The organism is Skermanella rosea (assembly GCF_016806835.2).
In the GTDB taxonomy this organism is placed as follows: Bacteria; Pseudomonadota; Alphaproteobacteria; order Azospirillales; family Azospirillaceae; genus Skermanella; species Skermanella rosea.
The window spans coordinates 2,557,345-2,578,373 of the sequence record NZ_CP086111.1; the positions used below are offsets into that span (position 1 = coordinate 2,557,345).

Annotated in this window: 22 protein-coding genes; 4 read left to right on the forward strand and 18 right to left on the reverse strand. The window is 67.1% G+C overall.

Going from position 1 to position 21,029, the window contains the following annotated elements; genetic code table 11:
• Positions 1 to 1,449 carry a sodium:solute symporter family protein gene (locus JL101_RS11725; protein WP_203095224.1) on the forward strand — a complete coding sequence of 483 codons (1,449 nt, stop codon included), beginning with the start codon at positions 1 to 3 and terminating at the stop codon, positions 1,447 to 1,449.
• A 49-nt stretch (positions 1,450 to 1,498) separates the two neighbouring features.
• On the opposite strand, the gene JL101_RS11730 is transcribed toward JL101_RS11725, so the two are convergent.
• From JL101_RS11730 to JL101_RS11760, 7 genes are all read right to left on the reverse strand, one after another.
• Complete coding sequence (locus JL101_RS11730; RefSeq protein WP_203095225.1) at positions 1,499 to 2,236, reverse strand: TerC family protein; 738 nt, start codon at positions 2,234 to 2,236, stop codon at positions 1,499 to 1,501.
• A 104-nt stretch (positions 2,237 to 2,340) separates the two neighbouring features.
• The gene (locus JL101_RS11735; protein ID WP_203095226.1) at positions 2,341 to 3,060 is read right to left on the reverse strand and encodes an aspartate/glutamate racemase family protein; all 720 of its coding nucleotides are present in this window, start codon (positions 3,058 to 3,060) and stop codon (positions 2,341 to 2,343) included.
• Complete coding sequence (locus JL101_RS11740) at positions 3,057 to 4,079, reverse strand: ABC transporter ATP-binding protein (RefSeq protein ID WP_203095227.1); 1,023 nt, start codon at positions 4,077 to 4,079, stop codon at positions 3,057 to 3,059. Before JL101_RS11740 ends, JL101_RS11735 begins: the two co-directional genes overlap by 4 nt.
• Positions 4,076 to 5,128 (reverse strand): ABC transporter ATP-binding protein, encoded by a 1,053-nt coding sequence (locus JL101_RS11745; protein WP_203095228.1) that lies wholly within the window; start codon positions 5,126 to 5,128, stop codon positions 4,076 to 4,078. The genes JL101_RS11740 and JL101_RS11745 overlap by 4 nt, the downstream gene beginning before the upstream one ends.
• Positions 5,125 to 6,012: an ABC transporter permease gene (locus tag JL101_RS11750; RefSeq protein ID WP_202679511.1), complete on the reverse strand. Its 888-nt coding sequence runs from the start codon at positions 6,010 to 6,012 to the stop codon at positions 5,125 to 5,127. The genes JL101_RS11745 and JL101_RS11750 overlap by 4 nt, the downstream gene beginning before the upstream one ends.
• A 3-nt stretch (positions 6,013 to 6,015) precedes the next feature.
• Complete coding sequence (locus tag JL101_RS11755) at positions 6,016 to 6,969, reverse strand: ABC transporter permease (RefSeq protein WP_203095229.1); 954 nt, start codon at positions 6,967 to 6,969, stop codon at positions 6,016 to 6,018.
• 46 nt (positions 6,970 to 7,015) lie between these two features.
• On the reverse strand, positions 7,016 to 8,617 hold the full coding sequence (locus JL101_RS11760) for an ABC transporter substrate-binding protein (protein WP_228435415.1): 1,602 nt from the start codon (positions 8,615 to 8,617) through the stop codon (positions 7,016 to 7,018).
• Between the two features lie 231 nt (positions 8,618 to 8,848).
• Here JL101_RS11760 and JL101_RS11765 point away from each other — a divergent pair, with 231 nt between their 5' ends.
• Complete coding sequence (locus JL101_RS11765) at positions 8,849 to 10,018, forward strand: acyl-CoA dehydrogenase family protein (RefSeq protein ID WP_203095230.1); 1,170 nt, start codon at positions 8,849 to 8,851, stop codon at positions 10,016 to 10,018.
• A 20-nt stretch (positions 10,019 to 10,038) separates the two neighbouring features.
• Here the strand turns inward: JL101_RS11765 and JL101_RS11770 are convergent, their stop codons facing one another.
• The 9 genes from JL101_RS11770 to JL101_RS11810 all read right to left on the reverse strand — a co-directional run bounded on the left by JL101_RS11770 (position 10,039) and on the right by JL101_RS11810 (position 18,212).
• Complete coding sequence (locus JL101_RS11770; RefSeq protein WP_203095231.1) at positions 10,039 to 10,971, reverse strand: 2-hydroxyacid dehydrogenase; 933 nt, start codon at positions 10,969 to 10,971, stop codon at positions 10,039 to 10,041.
• Between the two features lie 16 nt (positions 10,972 to 10,987).
• Entirely contained in the window at positions 10,988 to 11,770 is a 783-nt protein-coding gene (locus tag JL101_RS11775) for an amino acid ABC transporter ATP-binding protein (RefSeq protein ID WP_203095232.1), read from the reverse strand.
• 46 nt (positions 11,771 to 11,816) lie between these two features.
• Complete coding sequence (locus JL101_RS11780) at positions 11,817 to 12,632, reverse strand: transporter substrate-binding domain-containing protein (protein ID WP_203095233.1); 816 nt, start codon at positions 12,630 to 12,632, stop codon at positions 11,817 to 11,819.
• Positions 12,633 to 12,676: 44 nt separating this feature from the next.
• Positions 12,677 to 13,330: an amino acid ABC transporter permease gene (locus JL101_RS11785; protein WP_203095234.1), complete on the reverse strand. Its 654-nt coding sequence runs from the start codon at positions 13,328 to 13,330 to the stop codon at positions 12,677 to 12,679.
• A gap of 18 nt (positions 13,331 to 13,348) precedes the next feature.
• Positions 13,349 to 14,020: an amino acid ABC transporter permease gene (locus tag JL101_RS11790; protein WP_203095235.1), complete on the reverse strand. Its 672-nt coding sequence runs from the start codon at positions 14,018 to 14,020 to the stop codon at positions 13,349 to 13,351.
• A 179-nt stretch (positions 14,021 to 14,199) separates the two neighbouring features.
• Positions 14,200 to 14,958: a 2-keto-4-pentenoate hydratase gene (locus tag JL101_RS11795; protein ID WP_228435416.1), complete on the reverse strand. Its 759-nt coding sequence runs from the start codon at positions 14,956 to 14,958 to the stop codon at positions 14,200 to 14,202.
• A 21-nt stretch (positions 14,959 to 14,979) separates the two neighbouring features.
• Positions 14,980 to 15,897, reverse strand: coding sequence for a sugar kinase (locus JL101_RS11800; protein ID WP_203095236.1), 918 nt, complete (start codon positions 15,895 to 15,897; stop codon positions 14,980 to 14,982).
• Between the two features lie 85 nt (positions 15,898 to 15,982).
• Positions 15,983 to 17,041 carry a LacI family DNA-binding transcriptional regulator gene (locus tag JL101_RS11805; protein ID WP_203095237.1) on the reverse strand — a complete coding sequence of 353 codons (1,059 nt, stop codon included), beginning with the start codon at positions 17,039 to 17,041 and terminating at the stop codon, positions 15,983 to 15,985.
• 136 nt (positions 17,042 to 17,177) lie between these two features.
• On the reverse strand, positions 17,178 to 18,212 hold the full coding sequence (locus JL101_RS11810) for an MBL fold metallo-hydrolase (RefSeq protein WP_228435417.1): 1,035 nt from the start codon (positions 18,210 to 18,212) through the stop codon (positions 17,178 to 17,180).
• 194 nt (positions 18,213 to 18,406) lie between these two features.
• Between JL101_RS11810 and JL101_RS11815 the strand changes: the two genes are divergently transcribed.
• Positions 18,407 to 18,601 (forward strand): hypothetical protein, encoded by a 195-nt coding sequence (locus JL101_RS11815; RefSeq protein ID WP_203095239.1) that lies wholly within the window; start codon positions 18,407 to 18,409, stop codon positions 18,599 to 18,601.
• Positions 18,602 to 18,658: 57 nt separating this feature from the next.
• On the opposite strand, the gene JL101_RS11820 is transcribed toward JL101_RS11815, so the two are convergent.
• Both JL101_RS11820 and JL101_RS11825 read right to left on the reverse strand, forming a co-directional pair.
• The gene (locus JL101_RS11820) at positions 18,659 to 19,141 is read right to left on the reverse strand and encodes a type III secretion system chaperone family protein (RefSeq protein ID WP_203095240.1); all 483 of its coding nucleotides are present in this window, start codon (positions 19,139 to 19,141) and stop codon (positions 18,659 to 18,661) included.
• A 172-nt stretch (positions 19,142 to 19,313) separates the two neighbouring features.
• Positions 19,314 to 19,988 carry a LuxR C-terminal-related transcriptional regulator gene (locus JL101_RS11825; RefSeq protein WP_203095241.1) on the reverse strand — a complete coding sequence of 225 codons (675 nt, stop codon included), beginning with the start codon at positions 19,986 to 19,988 and terminating at the stop codon, positions 19,314 to 19,316.
• Positions 19,989 to 20,338: 350 nt separating this feature from the next.
• On the opposite strand from JL101_RS11825, the gene JL101_RS11830 reads away from it, so the two are divergent.
• The gene (locus tag JL101_RS11830) at positions 20,339 to 21,001 is read left to right on the forward strand and encodes a LuxR C-terminal-related transcriptional regulator (RefSeq protein WP_203095242.1); all 663 of its coding nucleotides are present in this window, start codon (positions 20,339 to 20,341) and stop codon (positions 20,999 to 21,001) included.
• The last annotated feature ends 28 nt before the right edge of the window (positions 21,002 to 21,029 follow it).

The window sequence follows — 21,029 nt, forward strand, 5'->3', positions numbered from 1 at the left end:
ATGATCGCTTTGCTGGCCATGGGCGTGTACCTGGTCTTCGCCTTCCTGGTCGGGCTGCTGGCCGGCCGCGGCCGATCCTTCTGGTCGGTGTCGGAATACACCGTCGCCGACCGGGGCCTCGGCCTCGTGCTGATGTGGTTCCTGATGGGCGGGACCGTGTTCAGCGCCTTCGCCTTCCTGGGCGGGCCGGGCTGGGCCTACTCCAAGGGGGCGGCGTCCTTCTACATCCTGGCCTACACCTGTCTCGGCCTGCTGCCCTGGTACCTGATCGGGCCGAAGGTGGCCCGTATCGGCGAGCGCAAGAACTTCTACACCATGGGGGATTTCCTGGGCGACCGGTACCGGTCGCGGGCCATCCAGGTGCTCGTGGGGATCATCTCCGTGCTCGCCTTCATCCAGTATCTCACATTGCAAATCAAGGGGATGGCGTATGTCTTCAATGTGCTGACTGAAGACGCGATCCCGATCTGGCTGGGTGCCCTGATCTCCTACGGCATCGTCATCGTCTATGTCGCGACCAGCGGCGTGCGGGGAGCCGCCTGGAGCGACGTGCTGCAGGGCATCCTGATGCTGGTGGTCGCCTGGGTGGTCGGGTTCGCCCTGGTCTATCAGTTCCACGACGGAATCGGCGCGATGTTCCGGGGGATCGCGGAGACACGGCCCGGCTTCCTGACGATCGGCGGCGAAGGGTCGGCGATGTCGCCCATGGCCTACACCACCATCCTGCTGGTCTCGGTGGTAGGATTCATCATGTGGCCGCACCTGTTCACCAAGTCCTTCACGACGACCGAGAAGAAGATCAAGCAGACGGTGCTGGTCTATCCGCTGTTCGCGATTTTCCTGGTGCCGATCCTGTTCATCGGCTTCTCCGCGGTCGGCATCGTCGATCCGTCCGAGCTGTCCGGCCCGGATACGATCCTGCCGCACCTTGTCACCAACGAGCTTGGGGCCAGCGGGCTGGTCTACGGCCTGATCGGAGCCGGGGCGCTGGCGGCGGCCATGTCGTCGGCGGACGCGATTACCCATGGCGGATCAGTGTCTTTCGGCCGGGACATCATCCAGCCTCTGAAGCCCGATCTGTCCGAGCGGGCGCAGATCTGGATCATGCGCCTGTCCGTCGTCGCGATCGGCACGGTGGCCTATTACCTGTCGATCTTCGGGGCCGCGGGGCTGGTTCAACTCCTGGTCGGCGCGTACGGGTCGATCGTCCAGTTCGCCCCAGCCGTCTACGGCGCCCTCTGGTGGCGGCGCGGAACGGCGCCGGGCGTGATCGCCGGCCTGGTCGGCGGCATCGTGGTCAACTACTATTTCCAGCTCGTCCAGCCCGCGACGCCGCTGGACATCAATGCCGGGATCCTGGGCCTGATGGTCAACGTCGTGCTGTTCGTCGGCGTCAGCATGGTGACGCAGCCGGACGAGGCCGCGGCCGAGGATTACGTCGAGGCCTGATCATGCGCGGGCCGGACGCCACGGCGCCCGGCCCGCCCGTTCCCCATCCTCAGTGCGCGCGCTTGCGGGCCCGGCGGGCCAGCATGTTCAGGCCTTCGATCAGGGCGGAGAAGGCCATCGCCGCGTAGATGTAGCCCTTGGGCACATGGGCGCCGAAACCTTCGGCGATCAGGGTCATGCCGATCATCATCAGGAAGCCCAGCGCCAGCATGACGACGGTCGGGTTCTTGGCGATGAAGTTCGCAAGCGGGTCGGCAGCCACCAGCATGACCGTGACGGCGACCAGCACGGCGATCACCATGATCGGGATATGCTCGGTCATGCCGACGGCGGTGATGATGCTGTCGATGGAGAAGACCAGGTCCAGCAGCAGGATCTGGCCGATCGCCGCACCGAAGCCGATGCTGCCGCCCTTGCTGCCGAACATGTCAGGGCCGGGGTCGGGATCCACGTTGTGATGGATCTCCTTGGTCGCCTTCCAGACCAGGAACAGGCCGCCGGCGATCAGGATCAGGTCGCGCCAGGAGAAGCCATGGCCGAAGGCGGTGAAGATCGGTTCCGTCAGCTGGACGATGAAGGCGACGGTGCCGAGCAGGCCCAGGCGGAGGATCAGGGCGAGGCTGATGCCGATACGGCGTCCGCGCGATCGTTGATCTTCCGGCAAGCGATTCGTCAGGATGGATATGAAGATCAGGTTGTCGATGCCCAGGACCACTTCCATCGCGATCAGCGTCGCGAGGGCTATCCAGGCCGCCGGATCGGCGGCAAGCGCGAGCAGGTATTCCATCGTCGGCAAGCTTCCCTGTTGGGTTTCCGTCATGGGCAGTGGCCGCTGATAACGGACCTGCCGCCCCTTCGGATCATGCTTACCGCAAATTTGCACAGCACGGGTCAGGATGCCCGAGCCTCCTCCGGTGTCGGTTCGGGCTCCGGCCAATAGCGGACGCCGAGCCTCACCAGCGTCGCCGCATGGCTGATGGCGCAGGCGGTGCCGTCCAGCAGCGGGACGGGAACCTGGTCGCGGATGCGATGGGCCAAGCCCGCAAGGGGGCCTCCGCCGAGGACGATCGACCGGACGCCCTCGGTCGCGGCGGCCCTGCGGCACAGCCCGGCCAGCGTCGTGCCATGATCATGCTGCACGGTGGCGGCCCTCCTGGCGCCGTCCTCCGCGCCGGCGGGCGGGTCGAGCGCATGGATCGCGGACAGGCGATCGGCGCAGCCGAGCCGGCGGGCCGCCTGTTCAAGGACCGGCTTCAGGGCCGACCCCAGGGTGACGATCGCGAACCGGCCGCCGCACAGCAGGGCGGTCAGCATGGCGCTTTCCGCGATGCCGACCACCGGGACCGGGGAGACGGCGCGCGCCGCGTCCAGCCCCGGGTCGGAGAAGGCCGCGATCACGACGGCATCGAATCCCGGGGCCAGCCGGGCGACCAGTTCCAAGACCGCTTCGGCAGCCGTCGCCGACTCTTCCGGCGTCTGGATGAATGGGGAACCGAAGCGGGCGGACACGCCGGTGATCTCGATATCCTGGCTCGCGACCCGCCGCGCCTCCGCCACGATGCTTTCGGTGACGGCGACGGTCGTGTTCGGATTTATGACGAGGACTCTCATGATCTCTCGCGGTCGATTCTCAGGCAGCGGGCGGTGTGGTCGGGTGCCGGGCGGAACAGCGGGATGTCGGTCTCGCGGCACCGGCCATCGACATATCGGCAGCGCGGCGCGAAGCTGCAGCCGGAAGGCAAGCGGGCGAGGTTGGGCGGGGCGCCGGGGATCGTCTGAAGGCGCTCGCCGCGGGACGCGCCGTGGACGGTCGAGGCGAGCAGCCCCTCGGTGTAGGGGTGCAGGCGCCGGCCGATCACGTCCCCGACGGGACCGGCCTCGATGAAGCGGCCGGCATACATGACCGCGACGTCGTCCGCGATCTCGGCGGCGACGCCCATGTCATGGGTCACGAAGATCACCGCCATGCCCATCTCCCGCTGGAGCTGGCGCAGCAGGACCAGGACCTGCATCTGGACGGTGGCGTCCAGCGCGGTCGTCGGCTCGTCCGCCAGCAGCAGGTCGGGCCGGCACGACAGGGCCAGGGCGATCATCGCCCGCTGGCGCATGCCGCCGGACATCTCGTGCGGGTAGGCCCTGAGGCGGCGGGCGGCCGACGGGATCTGGACCAGTTCCAGCAGTTCCAGGGCGCGCTTCTCCGCGTCGCGGTATGAGACGCCCTCGTGGCGGACGACCGTCTCGGCGATCTGGCGGCCGATCGTGTACACCGGGTCGAAGGCCAGCATCGGCTCCTGGAAGATCATGCTGACCACGGAGCCGCGGACCTGAACCAGTTCACGCTCGGAAAGGGACAGGATGTCGCGCCCGCCGATCCGGATACTGCCGCCGTACCGGGTGCGCCTCTGCGGATGAAGGCGCATCATCGCCTTGAGCGTGACGCTCTTGCCGGAGCCGGATTCGCCCAGGATGGTCAGCACCTTGCCGCGCTCCAGGGTGAAGTCCACGCCGTTGACGGCGCTGATATCGCCGTCGCCGCCCCTGAAGCGGACGGTCAGGCCTTCCACCGACACGAGGGGCGCTACGGCGGGAGCCGCCGCGAGGGCGGCGTCCTGGCGGAGGGCTGCGGTCATGCTACTGCTCCGATCGGCTGGGGGGCGGCCCTGGTATGGCCGGAACCCGCGATTTCCATGTGGCAGGCGGCGGCATGGCGTTCGGCGGGACGGATGATCTCCAGGCGGGGCTCCGTCCGGGCGCAGACATCCTCCGCGAAGGCGCAGCGAGTGCGGAAGCGGCAGCCGGACGGCGGGTTGATCGGATTGGGCGGGTCGCCGGTCAGGGCCGGCGCGGTCGTCCGCCGGGCCGGGTCCATGCTGGGCATGGAGGAGAGCAGGGCGCGGGTGTAGGGGTGGCGCGGATCGCCGTAGATGGATTCCACCGTGCCGGTCTCGACCACCTTGCCGAGGTACATGACCAGGACCCGGTCGCTGATGTACTGGACCACGTTCAGGTCGTGGGAGATGAAGATGTAGGTCAGGTTCATCTCGCGCTTCAGATCGTTCAGCAGGTTCAGCACCTGCGCCTCGACCGACTTGTCCAGGGCGGAGACGGCCTCGTCGAAGATGACCAGGCGGGGTTCCAGCGCCAGGGCGCGGGCGATGTTGACGCGCTGGCGCTGTCCGCCCGACAGCTCGTGCGGATAGCGGCGGACGAACAGGTTGGGATCCAGCCCGACCTTGGCGAGCAGGGCGCGGGCGCGCTCCCGCGCCGCCTTGGCTGGAAGTCCGTGGACCTTGGGGCCGAAGGCGATCGACTCCTCGATGGTGAGCCGCGGGTTCAGGCTGGCGTAGCTGTCCTGGAAGACCATCTGCATGTTCCGCCGCATGTCCCGGACGGAGATGCCATGCTGCTCGCCGACGCCCTCGCCGTCGAAGATGACGTCGCCCGCGTCGGGCTCGATCAGGCGCATCAGCAGGCGGGCGGTGGTGGACTTGCCGCAGCCGCTTTCGCCGACGACGCCCAGGGTTTCCCCGCGGGCGACCTCGAACGAGACCTCGTCCACCGCCTGCACGGTGGCGACCTTGCGGTTGAGCACGCCGCCCAGGATCGGGAAATACTTCTTCAGGTCCTTGACCAGGAGGAGCGGCTGGGCGCTGCCGGGGGCGGAGATCGCGCCGGTCATGATTTCACGTCCATGGCGGCGCGCAGGCCGTCGCTCATCAGGTTGAAGCAGATCGAGGTGATGAAGATCATGACGCCGGGCAGGGCGCAGACCCAGGGATTGACGTAGATCGACTGACGCAGCGTGTTCAGCATAAGGCCCCACTCGGGTTCGGGCGGCCGGACGCCGAGCCCCAGGAAGCTGAGGCCGGAGGCCAGGATGATCGACACGCTGATCAGGCCGGTGGCGAAGACGAAGACGGGCCCCAGCACGTTGCCCAGCACATGGACGCGGATGATGGTGAAGCTGCCGGCGCCGCTGGCGCGCGCGGCCTCCACGAAGTCCAGGTTGCGGACGCTGGTGGTCACGCTCTCGGCGACGCGGGTGATGGGCGGGATGAAGACGATGGTCAGCGACACGATGCTGTTGACCAGACCGGCGCCCAGCGCCCCGGAAATCGCGATGGCGAGCAGGACGGAGGGGAAGGCATAGAACACGTCCACCGTCCGCATGATCACCATGTTGACCTTGCCGCCGACGAAGCCCGCCACGATGCCGAGCAGGCTGCCGATCACCAGGGCGTTGATCACGGGGGTGATCCCCATCAGGAGCGACAGCCGCCCGCCATGGATCAGCCGGCTCAGCATGTCGCGGCCCAGCTCGTCGGTTCCGAGCGGGAAGCCCGGCGTCCCGATATCCTTCAGCCGGCGGATCACGCTGGTCTTGTAGGGATCGGCCGGCGCGATCCAGGGCGCGAAGACGGCGGACAGGATGATGACGGCCAGGACGACGAGGCAGAGGATCGTCGTCCAGTCGCCGCTCAGCCGGCGGAAGACGGTGCTCCAGTAGCCGCGCGACGTGACCGGAGCGTCGGGGACCAAACCCGGCAGGGTGGTTTCGGCCATGGGTCAGGCCCTCTTGATGCGGGGATCGACCGCCGTCTGGATCAGGTCCACGACGACGTTGAGGAAGACGAAGAAGAGCGCCAGCACCAGGATGGTCCCCTGGAGCATCGGGATGTCGCGGCGGAAGATCGCGGTGTTCAGCAGGAAGCCGGTGCCGGGCCAGGAGAACACCGTCTCGATCAGGATCGACCCGCCGAGCAGGTACCCGAGTTGCAGCCCCATGACGGCCAGCACGGTGGGGGCGACGTTGCGGACGACATGGCCCAGGATGTGCCGTTCGGACAGGCCCTTCGCGCGGAGCGCCTGGACGAATTCCTGGTTCAGGACTTCCGCGACGGCGGAGCGGGTGGTCCGCATCACGATGCCGATCGGGATCACCGCCAGGGTGATCGCGGGCAGGATCAGGTGCCGCATATGGTCCCAGTCCCAGGCCCAGTCGGTCGAGCCGCCTGGACCCATGCCGACCGCGGGCAGGGCGTTCAGCTGGACCGAGAAGACGATCACCAACACCATGCCGAGCCAGTAGTGGGGCACGCTGATGCCGGCCACCGCGATGGCGGTCGCGGCCTTGTCCATCGCCCGCCCCTGGTTGTAGCCGGCGACGAAGCCCAGCACGGCGCCCAGGGTGAACCCGACGAGGGCCGCGCAGAGCGAGAGCAGGATCGTGTTGCCGACGGCCGACATGACCTCCGCCGCGACCGGCTGGCCGGAGGCGACCGAGTTGCCCAGGTCTCCGGTGACGGCGCGGCCGAGCCACAGCGCGAACTGGACCGGCAGCGGCTTGTCGTAGCCGTAGTCGGCGCGCAGCCGCTCGACCACCTCCGGCGGCGCGTCGGCGGGGGCGATGGCGCTGATCGGGTCGCCCGGGGCGAGATGGACCAGCAGGAAGATCATCAGCGACACGCCGAGCGCGATCGGCACGGAATAGAGCAGCCGTCGTATCAGGTAGGAGATCATGGCGCGGCCTTCCTGGAACGGGGCGGCGCGGCGCCGCCCCGGCCCCTTACTCGACGGTGATGGAGGAGAAGTTCTGGTACCAGTTCTGCGCCTGGACGAAGCCCTTCACCTTGGGCGACATGGCGCGCGGCGCGACGTCGTGGGTGACGTACAGGAAGAGGGCGTCGTCGACGAACTTCTCGTGAACCTGTTGCAGCGCCCTGGCCTGTTCCGCCGGATCGAAGGCGGTCTTGGCCTTCAGGAACAGGGTGTCCATCTCCGGATCGTTGTACCAGCCCCAGTTGGTCCCGTTCGGCGCCGTCAGCCGGCTGTCGAGATGCCGGATGAAGCCGGTGAACGGATCCTGGATGAAGTAGCTGAAATTGATGGAGTGGGCGCCCTTGACCTGGTCGGACTTGGCGCCGGCCCGCCACAGGTTCACCATGGTGTTCCACTCCACCACCTCGAACTCGACATTGATGCCGACCTCGCCCAGCGTCTGCTGGATATACTCGTTCATGGGGAGCGGCTGCATCTGGCCCGACCCGCTGGCGGAGATCAGCGCCTTGACTGTGACCGGCTTGTCCGGGCCGTAACCGGCCTCGGCCAGCAGTTCCTTGGCCTTCTCCGGATCGTAGGTGATGTCGAACTCGGGCTTGCCGAACCACTGGCTGCCGGGCAGCACGTGGCCCTTGGCCGGAACCATCATGCCGCCCAGCAACTCGCCGAGCCCCTCGCGGTCCACGGCCAGGTTGGCCGCCTTGCGGATGCGGATATCGTTCCAGGGCGAGCCTTCGACCCGGCTGAGATGCCAAGTCCAGTTATGGGGATAGCCGTTGGAGGTGATCTGGAACCCCGCCGATTTCAGGCTGGGGATCGCGTCGGGGGCTGGGGCCTCGATCCAGTCCACCTGGCCGGAGCGGAGCGCCGACGTGCGGGTCGCGGCCTCGGGGATCGGGACCAGGATCAGCTTGTCCAGCTTGGGAACGCGGGTCTTGTCCCAGTAGTCCTTGAACGGCAGCATCTCGGCGCGCTCGCGCGGCGTCCAGGAGACGAGCTGCCAGGGGCCGGTGCCGGACGGCTTCTCGCCGAACTTGACCCAGTCCTTGCCGACCGCTTCCCAGTGGGCCGGGCTGGAGATCAGGATCCAGGCGAGCTGGTAGGGCAGGAAGGCGTCCGGCTCCTTGGTCGTGATCTCGAGGATATGGTCGTCGATCGCCTTGTAGGATGCCACCGCCGGGATCCGGCTGCGGCCCTGGGCGGCCTGCTTGGGATCGTATTGCGGCGACTTGTCGTCGAGCAGCTTGTCCAGGTTCCAGACCACGGCTTGCGCCGTGAAGTCGGAGCCGTCGTGGAACTTGACGCCCTCGCGCAGCTTGAAGGTCCATTTGGTCTTATCGGTGGCGTCCACGGCCCATTCGGTCGCGAGGCCCGGGACGAGCTCGGACGGCTTGTCGGCCGAGGTCAGATCCCAGTTCACCAGCGCGTCATAGACGGTGTAGCCCATGAAACGCTGCCCCTCGCCGCCCTGGTCCGTCTGGCCGGTCGTCAGCGGGATGTCCGCCAGCGTCATGCCGATCCGCAGCGTTCCCTGGGCGTTGGCGTATCCCGGCGCCATCAGTGCCGTCGCGACCGCCGCCGCGGCCATCAGTTTCTTCATCGTGCTCATGCGCTAAAGTGCCTCCGCCCTGCTTCAGGTCCGATTTGTCGCAGGGCTTGTTCAAGATCGGTGCCAGGGAGGCGGCGCGCGGCGATTGGTCCGACTGACTGTTCGCAACGCCGCGTTTAGTGCTCAAAAATACGGCAATATGCCGGTAGTGCCCAAATGACCGGCAGCACATTCCGCTGGCCGATGTTATCCAGGGAAGACTTGTCGAAGACTCCAAGGGAACGAGCACCGATGCCGATCGAGATACCGAGCCGTGACGACCATTCCGACCTGAGGGACGCCGTGCGAGCCCTGTGCGCCGACTTCGATGGCGCCTACTGGCGGCGGATCGACGAGGAGCGGGGCTATCCGGAGGAGTTCGTCACCGCCCTGACGCGGGCTGGATGGCTGGCGGCGCTGATCCCCGAGGACTATGGCGGCTCGGGCCTCGGGCTGACGGAGGCGTCCATCGTCATGGAGGAGATCAACCGGTCCGGCGGCAATTCCGGCGCCTGCCACGGGCAGATGTACAACATGTCCACGCTGCTGCGGGCCGGCAGCGAGGAACAGAGGCGCAAATACCTGCCGGGCATCGCCTCGGGGGAGCTTCGCCTGCAGTCCATGGCCGTCACGGAGCCGACCACGGGATCGGACACGACGAAGCTCAAGACGACGGCGGTCCGGAAAGGCGACCGCTACGTCGTCAACGGACAAAAGGTGTGGACGTCGAGGCTCCAGCATTCGGACCTGATGATCCTGCTGGCCCGGACGACGCCGCTGGACCAGGTGGCGAAGAAATCGGAGGGACTGTCGGTCTTCGTCGTTGACCTGGCCTCGGCGGTCGGCAACGGAATGACCGTGCATCCCATCCGCAACATGGTGAACCACGAGACCAACTCGGTCTTCTTCGACGACCTGGAGATCCCGGTCGAGAACCGCATCGGCGAGGAGGGCCGGGGCTTCCGCTACATCCTGGAGGGACTGAACGCCGAGCGCGCGCTGATCGCGGCGGAGTGCATCGGCGACGGCCGCTGGTTCGTCGAGAAGGCCTCCGCCTATGCGGGGGAGCGGGTCGTGTTCGACCAGCCGATCGGGCGGAACCAGGGCATCCAGTTCCCGATCGCCCGCGCCCACGTGGACGTGGAGGCGGCGAGCCTGATGCGCTTCACGGCCTGCCGCCTGCACGACGCCGGCCAGCCCTGCGGCGCAGAGGCGAACATGGCCAAGCTGCTGGCGGCCGACGCCTCTTGGGCGGCGGCCAACGCCTGCCTCCAGACCTTCGGCGGGTTCGGCTTCGCGGCGGAATACGATGTCGAACGCAAGTTCCGGGAGACGCGCCTGTACCAGGTGGCGCCGATCTCGACCAACCTGATCCTGGCCTATGTCGGCGAGCACGTGCTGGGCATGCCGCGGTCGTACTGAGATGATGGAGGGGATCGAACCTATACCACCGCCATCGGCGGCTCCCGCCCGCCGAAGTGCGCCGACAGGTTCTCCAGCACCAGGTCGCCCATCGCCGTGCGGGTCTCCACCGTGGCGCTACCCTGATGGGGGGCGAGGACGACGTTCTGGAGGGGGAAGAGGGCCGTGGGAACGTTCGGCTCGTCGGCGAAGACGTCGAGGCCGGCACCGCCCAGACGGCCTTCCAACAGGGCCTCCACCAGTTCAGGCTCGTCCACGACGCTGCCGCGGGCGACGTTGACCAGGATCCCGTCGGGGCCGAGGGCATCGAGGACGGCGCGGCCGACCAGGTTCCGGGTCGCATCCCCACCGGCCGCGGCGATCACCAGCACATCGCTGTCCCGGGCCAGGACCTCGAGCGAGGGTTCGAACCGCCAGGAGGGCGCCGCCTCCGGGGACGGCCGCCGGCTGGTATAGGCGATCTCCATGCGGAAGCCGGCGGCCCGCTCGGCGACGGCGCGCCCGATCCGGCCGAGGCCGAAGATCCCGAGCCGCTTGCCGGTCAGCTTGCGGGCCAGCGGGAACTTTCCCCGGGGCCAGGCGCCGGCCCGGACGAAGCGGTCGCCGGCCGCGATCCGGCGCGAGGCGTCCAGCATCAGCCCGATCGCCAGGTCGGCCACGTCGTCGGTCAGCACGTCCGGGGTGTTGGTGACCCGGATGCCCCGGTTGCGGGCGTGCTCCAGGTCCACCGCATCGGTCCCGACGCCGTTGATCGCGATGATCTCCAGGTTCGGAAGGGCGTCGAACAGCGGACGGGAGACGCCGGTGCCGCCGCCTGTCACCACGGCCCGGATGCGCGCGCCGATTTCGCCAAGATCCTCGATCCGGGCGGACCGGTGGACCGTGTAGGCCGCGTCCAGCGACGCCTCGATGGCCGGCAACATCGGGTTGACCAGGAGGATTTCGGGTTTCATTCGCGTGCCGCTCCGGTCAGTGGGTCAGGATCTGGCCGAGGAAGTTGCGCGTACGCTCCGACTTCGGATTGCCGAAGAACTCCTCCGGCTCGGACATCTCGACGATCTCGCCGCGGTCCATGAAGATGACCCGGTCGGCGACGCTCCGGGCGAAGCCCATCTCGTGGGTGACGCAGATCATGGTCATGCCGTCTTCGGCCAGGCCGATCATGGTGTCCAGGACCTCCTTGACCATTTCCGGGTCGAGGGCCGAAGTCGGCTCGTCGAACAGCATGATCTTCGGGTTCATGCACAGGGCGCGGGCGATCGCGACGCGCTGCTGCTGGCCGCCGGAGAGCTGGCCGGGGTACTTGTCGGCCTGCTCCGGGATGCGCACCCGCTCCAGGTAGCGCATCCCGGTCCGCCGGGCCTCATCCTTGGAGACGCCGCGGACCTTGAGCGGCGCCAGCATGCAGTTTTCCAGCACGGTCAGGTGAGGGAACAGGTTGAAGCTCTGGAACACCATGCCGACCTCGCGGCGGACCGCGTCGATGTTGCGGGTGCTGGCGCCGATCTCCATCCCATCGACGGTGATCCTGCCCTTCTGGTGATGTTCGAGCTGGTTGATGCAGCGGATCATGGTCGATTTGCCGGAACCCGAGGGCCCGCACACCACGATCCGTTCGCCGGTGCGGACTTCCAGGTTGATGTTCTTCAGCACCTGGAAGTCGCCGTACCATTTCTGGACGTCCTCCATGCGGATGATGATCCGGTCGCCCACATGGTGCGCCACCGCGTGCTCGCTCAACTCCATGGTCATAGTCGTTCCCTCCCCAGGGCGTCTTTGTGGTCTGGACCCGATCCGGTCAGGACTTCGGCATGGTCAGGTCGGGCAGATCGGTGCCGAGCCACTTCCGGTGGATCGCGTTCAACTCGCCGTTGCCCTTGGCATCGGTCAGGAACCCGTTGACCCAGGCGGTCAGGTCGGACTGGTCCTGGCGCATCGCGATGCCCTGGAACTGGCGGCGCAGGGTGAATTTCGGCTCGTAGCCGGCCGACGGGTCAAGCTTGTTGATCTCCTGCGCGACCAGGGTGCTGACGCCGAGCCCGTCGACCTGCCGGGACAGCAGCGCCTGCATCGCGGTCGCGTCGTCGTCGAAGCGCATGATCTTGGTGCCCTTCGGCGCGGAGGAGGTCACCGCGAGGTCCTGGGTGCTGGCGCGGGTGACCGCGATCCGATAGCCCTTCAGGTCTTCCGGCTTGGAGATCTCGGTATCCGCGGGGGCCAGCAGGACCACGTCGATGCTGGCGTAGGGGTCGGAGAACCGGACCTGCTTGGCGCGTTCCTCGGTGATGCCGAACGAGGCGACCAGAAGGTCGACCTTGTTGGTCAGCAGGAACGGGATGCGGTTGGGGCCGGTCACCGGGACCAGGTCGACCTCGACGCCCATGTGCTTGCCCATCAGCCGCGCGACGTCGGCGTCGTAGCCGTCGGGCTGGTTCTCGGCGTTGGTGATGCCGTAGGGCGGGAAGTCCACCAGCATGCCGACGGTCAGCTTTCCCTTTGACTTGATCTCGTCGACGGTCTGGGAGGCGGCGGGCAGGGCGGCGAAGCCGGCGGCGGTGGCGGCCAGCAGGCCGGCGGCGACGGCGCGGCGGAAATGCCGGGCGATTGCGTGCATCTCGGGGTTTCCTCTTTTGATGTGTTCGTTGTCGGTCCCGCCGCTCAGCGGGCGGGGGCGGCGAAACGCCGTTCCAGATGTCCGCTCAGCAGGGACAGCGGCCAGCACATGACGAAGTACAGCGCCGCCACGATGCCGAAGACCAGGAAGGGCTTGAAGGTGGCGTTGTTGATGATCTGGCCGGCGCGGGTCAGTTCGGTGAAGCCGATGATCGCGGTCAGCGACGTGCTCTTGATCAGCTGGACCAGGAAGCCGACGGTCGGCGGAATGGCGATCTTCAGGGCCTGGGGCAGGACCACGTAGCGCATCCTGCCGGCGTAGCGAAGGCCCAGGGCGGTCGCGGCCTCCCACTGCCCTTTCGGCACTGCCTCGATGCAGCCGCGCCAGATCTCGCCCAGGAACGCGCCGGCGTTCAGCGTCAGGCCGAGGGCCGCCGCGATCCAGGGATTGATGTCGAAGCCGAGCACGTTGGCACCGAAGAACACCAGGAAGAGCTGCATCAGCAGCGGCGTTCCCTGGAAGACCTGGATATAGCCGCCGGCGGCGTAGCGGAGCGGCTTGACGGTCGAGGTCCGGGCCAGCGCGATGCAGAGGCCGGCGATCGAGCCGCCGAGGAATGCCAAGGCCGACAGGGCCAGCGTCCATTGCACCGCGGTCAGGAGGAATAGGAACTCGTTGAACTCGAAGGGACGGATCATGTCTCGTGCGCTCCTCTGTCAGCGGCGGTCGGCGTAGGAGAAGACGGCACGGTAGATGCCGGCGAACAGCGCCGAGAACATCAGGGACATCACCAAGTACATGACCGTCACGACGATGTAGATCTCGAAGCTGCGGAAGGTCTGGGACTGTATGTCGTTGGCGACCGAGGTCAGTTCCTCCGCCGAGATGGCGGAGACGACGCTCGAGGTCAGCATCAGCAGGATGAACTGGCTGGTCAGCGCGGGATAGACCGCCCGCAGCGCCGGGATCAGCACCACATGGCGGAAAACCTGGAGCTTGCTCAGGCCGAGGGCCATCCCGGCCTCGACCTGGCCTTTTTGGATCGATTCGATTCCGGCGCGGATGATCTCGGTCGCGTAGGCGCCGACATTGACGACCATCGCCACCAGCGCCGCCTCGTAGGGCGACAGGCGCAGGCCGAGGCTCGGCAGGCCGAAGAAGATCAGGAAGATCTGCACCAGGAACGGGGTGTTGCGGATCACCTCCACGTACCCGTTGACCAGCCAGCGAGCCGGTTTCGGTCCCGAGGTCTTGACCAGGGCGCAGGCCACGGCGACCGCGAGGCCGATCAGCATGGCCGACCCGGAGAGCTGGATGGTCAGCCAGGCGCCGGCCAGCAACTCTTCGGATGAGGCGAACACGTCGCCGAATTGGAACTGGTAATCCAAGGCACTCCTCCCAAGAAGGGCCGGGCCAGCCGTCGCTCAGCAGGACGGAGGCCGCACAGCTTGCATCGATCCAAGTCTGTTATTATTGTTCTGTATGGATGATCCATTTTCTGAACAGAATCATAATTGGATCGATCTAAATACGCAAGCTGTTTCTCCAATTCCTGCCGAGGAAATTTTTAGACGATATCGAGTACGGCCTTGCCCACTCCGGGAAACTCCGCGGTCAGCCGGCAGGGTGCCTTCACAAAGATGGTCCCGCAGGTCGAGCCGGAGGTCACCTGGTCTCCGGCCTTGATGCCGCCCCGGCCGCGCGAACCGACATTGGCGAGCCACAGCAGCATGCGCCGGGGGTCTCCCGCCGAGTTGCCGCCGATCGTCTCGAACTCCCGCCGGTCGTCGACCCACAGCGTGACCGGTTCGTTGACCGGCTCGATGCCGCGCCAGTCGGTCGTGCCGGTGCCGACGACGAGGACGCCGTGGCTGGTCTGGTCCGCGATCTGGCTGAACTGGTCCACCGACTTCCACACCTTGTAGCGCGTGTCGGCGATCTCGATCGCCGCATGGACCGAGCCGACGGCCGCCAGCACTTCCTCGAGATCGTAGGGCTTGTCCCGGAGGGGCAGGGGAAAGGCGAAGCGGTAGACCAGTTCGGCCTCGGCGCCGATCACGTTGAAGCCCGAGGCGGGAAGCCGGGCCGGGCTCTCGTGGATGGTGTCGGACGCGATGGCTCCGCGGATCGGCTCCGCGGTGGGAGACGGCGCCCCGACCTTCCAGCCGGCCACCCCGCCCTTGCGGCGGACGAGCAGGTCCTGGATCGCGTAGGCCTCCTCCAGGGTACGGGGCCGCGCGGATTCGGGAAGTTCCGTCAGCCACGCGCCGGTGCGCCGGGCGTCGAGCAGCAGGTCGGCGGCTGCGGACAGGTCTGTTTCGGTCACGCTTGTCAGTCCTTCGGTTTTTCAGGTTTCGAACACGGTCGCGGGCATCGCCGCCCGTGGGATGATGGCGCCGCGGTGCTGGACGACCACGCCGGCCAGCCTGTGGCCGGCCCGTGCCGCCGCCTCGGGATCGGCGCCCTTCAGCCGGGCCGCCAGATAGGCGGCGGCGAAGCTGTCGCCGGCCGCGGTGGTGTCCAGGACATTCTCCACCGGGGCCGCGTCGACCACGCTGTCGGTTCCGTCCCTCATCACCCGGCAGGAGGGGCGGGCCAGCTTGAGTGCCAGTTCCTTCGGCCTGCCGCCTTCCATCAGGGTTTCCTCGCCGCGGCCGCCATACAGCAGGTCGAGATCCTCGGTCGACGCCAGCACGATGTCGGAGCGATCCAGGGTCTGGCGATAGGCCCGGCGCGCCACCTCGGGCTCGGGCCAGCCGCGGGGCCGGAAATTGGTGTCGAAGGCGAGACGGGCGCCGCCGGCGCGGGCGCGGTCGATCGCCTCGAACAGGCGCTGGCGCCCGGCCTCGCCATAGAGTGAAAGGGTGATGCCGGAGAGATAGAGGAGCCCGTAGTCGCGGGCCAGCGCCTCGACCAAGGCCGGGGTGTCCGGCTGGTCGAACAGGTCGCGTGCCGCCGCGCGGTCGCGCCAGTACTGGAAACGCCGCTCGCCCTTCGGGTCGGTTTGGATGACGTAGAGCCCCGGAAGACGGCCCGCCATGCGGACCACCCGGCCGGTCCCGATACCCTCCCCGGTCCAGGCCGTGACCATCTCCTCGCTCCACCCGTCATCGCCCAGCGCGGTGACGTAATCGACCTCGACGCCGAGGCGGGCCATGTAGAGGGCGGTGTTGAGGGTGTCGCCACCGAAGCTGCGCGACAGGGTTCCGTCGGCACGCTCCGACAACTCGATCATGCATTCGCCGATGCAGGCGACCCGAACCATGCTTTTCTCCGTCCATGCCAGTGGCGCCCATACCCGGGGCCCTGCCCAGCAATACCCGCCCGGGCAGGGTTTGGTAAAGAATGCTTCAGCTTACCGGGCCACGCCGCTCGGGGCGGCGAGCCGCGCCGCAAGTCTCCCGCACGATCAGCCGGGTCGGCAGGATGACCCGCTCCGGCGGGCCGTTGGGGTCGGCGATGCGGCGGAGCAGCAGCCGCGCCGCCTCCTCCCCGATCTGGAATGGCTGGGTCGCCACCGTCGTCAGGCCGGGCCGGCTCAGCGCCGCCTCCTGGACGTCGTCGAACCCGGTCACTGCGAAATCCCGGCCGGCCAGCTTTCCCCGGTCGGACAACCCCAGCATCACGCCGAACGCCACGATGTCGTTGAAGCAGACGGCCGCGGTCGGCGGGTCCCGCCGTGCCAGCAGGTCGCCGATCGCCTCGGCCCCGGCGCGCCGGGTCAGCGGAGTCTTCAGGATCAGGTCGGGTGCCAAGCCGTGGCGGCGCATCGCCGTGGCGAAGCCTGCCCGCCGCGCCGTGAGCGCGGAGTGCGCCCGGTCGCCGCCGATGAAGGCGATGCGGCCGTGGCCCAGCCGGATCAGGTGCTCGGTGACCAGCTCCATGCCCAACTCGTAGTCCGAGCCGGCGTAATCGCCCGTCCGGGAGGAGACGTGGCGGAGCGCCTGGATGCACGGCATGCCCCACTGGCGCATCCGCTCCAGCAGGTCCGCCGTGCTGCCCGCGGCGGGGCAGATGATCACCCCGTCGACGTTCTGCTCGCGCATGCGCAGAAGGAAACGGTCCTGGCGCTCGACCTGTTCGTTCGTGTTGGCGAGGAAAGGCGCGAGGCCGGCGGCGTCGAGGACATGGTCCACCCCGGCGGTGAGCTCGGCGAAGAAGGGATTGGTGATCTCGCAGACGACCAGGCCGACGGTCTTGGTGCGCGACGCCCGCATGTTGGCGGCGCCCCGGTTGTAGACGTAGCCCAGTGCATCCATCGACGCGCGGACCAGCCGCCTGGTGTCGTCGGCGACCAGCGGGCTCTCCCGCAGCACCAGCGAGACGGTCGAGCGGGACACGCCGGCATGGCGGGCGACGTCCAGCAGGGTGATGCGGCCCCGGCTCGCGGCTTCATGGATATCCGGCATCTCGCTTCCCCCGCCTCCTCCCGGTCCGGCCGATCCCTGCTTCGGTTGGTCTTTTGGATCGATCTAAACCGAAGATGCTGTCTTGCCGCCCCCGCTGTCAAGGAAATGCGGGCGCCGGCCGGCGATCCCTGCGGGATCAGGGACGCGAGAAGCGGAGCACGCCGTTCCCGTCCGTCCGCCGGATCAGCCGCCCCCGGGCGGCGAGATGGTTGAGATGCGCCAGCGCCTCGCCGACGGCGAACACCAGCTGGTGCGGGTCGAGCGGGCGGTTGAACATCACGCGGGTCACCTGGGCGACGGTGCTCGGCTCCGCGCAGGCTTTCACGACCTCCTCCAGCCGCTCGCGATGATGGGTGGCCAGGGCGTCCAGCCGGGCATGCAGGCCGGTGAAGGGCGTATCGTGCGACGGCAGGACCAGAAGGTCGTCCGGCAGGCTCCTAAGCCGGTCCAGGGTGCGGAGGAAATCGTCCAGCGGATCGGCGTCCGGCTCGGATGCCCAGACGCTGATGTTGGGACTGATCCGCGGCAACACCTGGTCGCCCGCGATGAAAATGCCCCGGTCGGGGCAGTGCAGGCAGACATGTTCCGGCGTATGACCGCCGCCCGTGATCACGTGCCAGTCGGTCCCGCCGATCGGCAGCCGGTCGCCCGCCCTCAGGCGGCGCAGCCGGGCGGGCAGGGGCGTGACGCCCTTGGCATAGGAATTTCCGCGCTCCGCCATGATCGCCAGCGCCGCTTCGTCCAGCCCGGCGCGACGATAGAAGGCAAGGCTGGTGCGGACCATGGCTTCCGGGCTTTCCAGGCTGAGCATCCGGCCGAACAGCCACTCAGTCAGGCTTGCACAGAACTCGGCCTGCCATCGGTCGACCAGCCATCCCGCCAGGCCGACATGGTCCGGGTGGAAGTGGGTCGCGATGATGCGCACCACCGGCTTGGCGTCCAGCGACTCCCGGAAGATCCGCTCCCAATAATCCTTCGTCCTGGTACTGCGGATGCCCGTGTCGACGATCGTCCAGCCGTCCTCGCCCTCCAGAAGCCAGACATTGATGTGGTTCAGCGCGAACGGAAGGGGCATCCGTACCCACAGGACGCCGGGAACGACTTGCCGCGCGGTGCCAGGGTCGGGAAGGTCTTCCATGACCCGGTTCGGGACGCGTCGGGCTTCTTGCATGGGCAGGGCTCGGTTCGTTGGGTTCGGGCGTCCGGCCGGCGCCACCCGTTTCGTTATACAGGCCCGGCGGTCCGGCACGTCAAGGATTATGCGGGACGCGCGAACTTTCAGGCCAACCAACGATCTCCGGCGCCCCGGTGGAAACTGTCACACTGCGCCGTCAGACTGGTCATCCGAAAGCAACCGGTAGAGACATGTCAGGAATGGTAAAGCGGGAAAGCTACATCATAGAGTTGGACGACGATGCGGTCGGTGTCGTCGTGGCCTATGGCAGCCGCGTCACCTTCCATGCGTCCGACGCGCGGATGGCTGGATTGGAAGGCCGCGTCTTCGAGGATGCCGGCGCGGCCGTCAGAGCCGCCCGGTCGGAACTGCGGAAAGCCGCGTGAGCAACGAGTATCGACACCCCGCAGCCCGGTCCGCGGGGCGGGCGATCAAAGGCGGCTTCAGGCGAAGCGGCGCATCCTTTCGAGCTGGCTGACCGCCTCGGTGGGGGTCTGGCCGCCCGCGACGACCGCGAAGAAGCTCGGAAGGTGGCGATCGACCAGGGCGATATGACGCTCCACCAGCAGGCGCAGGCTACTGGGAACGGCATCGGCCGGGATGCGATGCAGGCCCCGGCAATGGACACGTCCGGAAACGTCCGGCCCCTCGAAGCGCCCGTCGTCGGCCAGTGCGTTCAGGCACGCGACCAATTCCCCGACAGCGGCACGCTGGCGCCGGCTGACGGTCAGGGGCAGCGTGGACACGATGTCCAGGACATCGTCCGCCCGATCCAGGCATGGCTCGTCGACGGTCATGACGACCGGCCAGTTGCCGTTGCGGCCCATGGCGTGGAAACGCAGCGCCTGCGGGTCGTCACACCTGCGCGGAGTCCCCGCGTGGCGCTTCCCCAAGCCCTTGCGCAAATGATCGAGAACCCGTTGCATGGCGACGTACCCCCTCCCCTGGAGCAGCACCGGAGGCGTTCCGCCTTGTGAAGACAGAACGCTCCGTGAGCCTTATACCCGGATGGTGCTCCCAATGGGTTCGCACTTGCAACACAGTCGAAGGTGAGGATTGCTTAAGGATATGTGAATTCGAGATCCCTGGCCGGCCTGCCTAGGCTGAAAGTCGGGGTGAGATGCCGTGCTGGATCGCCCAGACGGCTGCCTGGGTGCGGTTCTGAGCACGAATCTTTCGCATCACGTTCTTGAAATGCATCTTCACCGTCGACTCGGTGATATTCAAGTTGCGCGCGATGGCCTTGTTCGACTGGCCGCCCAGCAGGCAGCGAAGGATCTCGATCTCCCTCTTGGAAAGTTCGTTGCCGAGCGAGGGCAGGGCGGCCGAAGGGGGCAGGGCGACTTCTTCCAGCGCGTTGCTGATCAGCAGATCGGCTATGCTGCGCGGGAAAACGGCCTCCCCCAGCATGACGAGATGCAGGGACCGCTGAAGGGCTTCGCAGGACATCGTCTTGTTCAGGCAACCGTCGGCACCGCTCTGCAGCGCGCCGCTGAGAATCTGGGAGGTCAGTTCCGACGCGAGGACGACGATGCGCGCTTGCGCGGCGGTCGTGCGCAGAAGCTTGAGCTGACCCAGTTCCTCGGCGTTGCCGCTCTGCAGGTTGAGCAGGATCAGGTCCGGCCGCCGCCCCTGGCGAACGGCGTTGCTGGCATCGGCGAGCGTCGAGAATTCCGCGGAAATGCGGAATGCGGTCGTTTCCAGCAGAGCTGCCAACGCGGCGCAAAAAAGACGGTCGCTGTCGACAAGCATGACTTCGCAGTTGGTCGTCATCGGGCTCTCCGATCTGGCGGCTCAGTCCGCATTGTTTGAAGTTAGATCAGGTTCTTCGGCTGTTTTCGTCAAAAGGAGTAGTTGAGGTCATCGTTAACAAAAACCTACATGAATTATGTAGTGCAGTGCTATAGGATACTTACAAGTCCAAAGACGCAATCCTAATCCGGTGATCGTAGGGGGCAACTAAAAAGAGACGTTTGATCGAGCCGGATCAGGCTTCGTGAATCCTTGCGAGGGGGAGTATCCATGGACGCCAGCCAGACGGTTGCACTGCAGCAACCCACAGTCCGACCTGAAAAGGTTTCTTTTCGAACCAATTTGCCCAACTGCAGACGTGATCTGGTACAATGACCGGCGATCGATTGAAAGTGCTGATCGTTGACGATCACGCCCTCGTTCTGCATGGCTTCGCTCTTTCGGTCCTCGAACTGTTCCCCGAAGCGGAGGTCTTCGAAGCGAACTCCCTGGACGCGGCCTTGTCGATCGTACGACGTACGGAGGATCTGTCGCTGGTCCTCTTCGACCTCCACCTGGACAGCGACGACGGCTTGTCCAACGTGCGCCGCATGATCGAGGCGCTCGACGGCGTACCGCTGATCGTGATCTCGGCCTCCGACGAAAGCGCCGACGTGATCGACAGCGTACGCGCCGGGGCCAAGGGCTACCTCCTCAAATCGGGATCTTCGGCCCTGCTCGAACACGCGATCCTGCTGGTCCTGTCCGGGGAAACCTATGTTCCGATGCCGCGCACGGTGCTGGTCAGCGCGGCCACGGCCGAGCCGGACCGTCCGACCAACCACATGCTGGACCGGCTGACCGATCGGCAGAGGGACGTCTTCCAGCTCCTGCTGGCCGGCCACTCCAACAAGGAGATCGCACGGTCGCTGGGCGTTCTGGAAGGAACGGTGAAGGTTCATGTCCGCGCCATCATGCAGAAGCTCGGGGTGAAGAACCGGACGCAGGTCGCCGTGGCGGCGGCACGTGCCGGCTGTTTCCCGGAGGAGGTCTGAACGGCGCTCCGGGGCCGGCGCGAGGGCC

Coding starts and splice junctions, on each gene's coding strand:
- JL101_RS11755 (WP_203095229.1), bottom strand. CDS start 6,969: ATGATCTCCTACCTGATACGACGGCTGCTCTATTCCGTGCCGATCGCG.
- JL101_RS11775 (WP_203095232.1), bottom strand. CDS start 11,770: ATGACCATGGAGTTGAGCGAGCACGCGGTGGCGCACCATGTGGGCGAC.
- JL101_RS11825 (WP_203095241.1), bottom strand. CDS start 19,988: ATGACGACCAACTGCGAAGTCATGCTTGTCGACAGCGACCGTCTTTTT.
- JL101_RS11820 (WP_203095240.1), bottom strand. CDS start 19,141: ATGCAACGGGTTCTCGATCATTTGCGCAAGGGCTTGGGGAAGCGCCAC.
- JL101_RS11730 (WP_203095225.1), bottom strand. CDS start 2,236: ATGGAATACCTGCTCGCGCTTGCCGCCGATCCGGCGGCCTGGATAGCC.
- JL101_RS11760 (WP_228435415.1), bottom strand. CDS start 8,617: ATGAGCACGATGAAGAAACTGATGGCCGCGGCGGCGGTCGCGACGGCA.
- JL101_RS11765 (WP_203095230.1), top strand. CDS start 8,849: ATGCCGATCGAGATACCGAGCCGTGACGACCATTCCGACCTGAGGGAC.
- JL101_RS11815 (WP_203095239.1), top strand. CDS start 18,407: ATGTCAGGAATGGTAAAGCGGGAAAGCTACATCATAGAGTTGGACGAC.
- JL101_RS11780 (WP_203095233.1), bottom strand. CDS start 12,632: ATGCACGCAATCGCCCGGCATTTCCGCCGCGCCGTCGCCGCCGGCCTG.
- JL101_RS11725 (WP_203095224.1), top strand. CDS start 1: ATGATCGCTTTGCTGGCCATGGGCGTGTACCTGGTCTTCGCCTTCCTG.
- JL101_RS11745 (WP_203095228.1), bottom strand. CDS start 5,128: ATGACCGGCGCGATCTCCGCCCCCGGCAGCGCCCAGCCGCTCCTCCTG.
- JL101_RS11770 (WP_203095231.1), bottom strand. CDS start 10,971: ATGAAACCCGAAATCCTCCTGGTCAACCCGATGTTGCCGGCCATCGAG.
- JL101_RS11810 (WP_228435417.1), bottom strand. CDS start 18,212: ATGCAAGAAGCCCGACGCGTCCCGAACCGGGTCATGGAAGACCTTCCC.
- JL101_RS11740 (WP_203095227.1), bottom strand. CDS start 4,079: ATGACCGCAGCCCTCCGCCAGGACGCCGCCCTCGCGGCGGCTCCCGCC.
- JL101_RS11735 (WP_203095226.1), bottom strand. CDS start 3,060: ATGAGAGTCCTCGTCATAAATCCGAACACGACCGTCGCCGTCACCGAA.
- JL101_RS11830 (WP_203095242.1), top strand. CDS start 20,339: ATGACCGGCGATCGATTGAAAGTGCTGATCGTTGACGATCACGCCCTC.
- JL101_RS11800 (WP_203095236.1), bottom strand. CDS start 15,897: ATGGTTCGGGTCGCCTGCATCGGCGAATGCATGATCGAGTTGTCGGAG.
- JL101_RS11750 (WP_202679511.1), bottom strand. CDS start 6,012: ATGGCCGAAACCACCCTGCCGGGTTTGGTCCCCGACGCTCCGGTCACG.
- JL101_RS11785 (WP_203095234.1), bottom strand. CDS start 13,330: ATGATCCGTCCCTTCGAGTTCAACGAGTTCCTATTCCTCCTGACCGCG.
- JL101_RS11805 (WP_203095237.1), bottom strand. CDS start 17,041: ATGCCGGATATCCATGAAGCCGCGAGCCGGGGCCGCATCACCCTGCTG.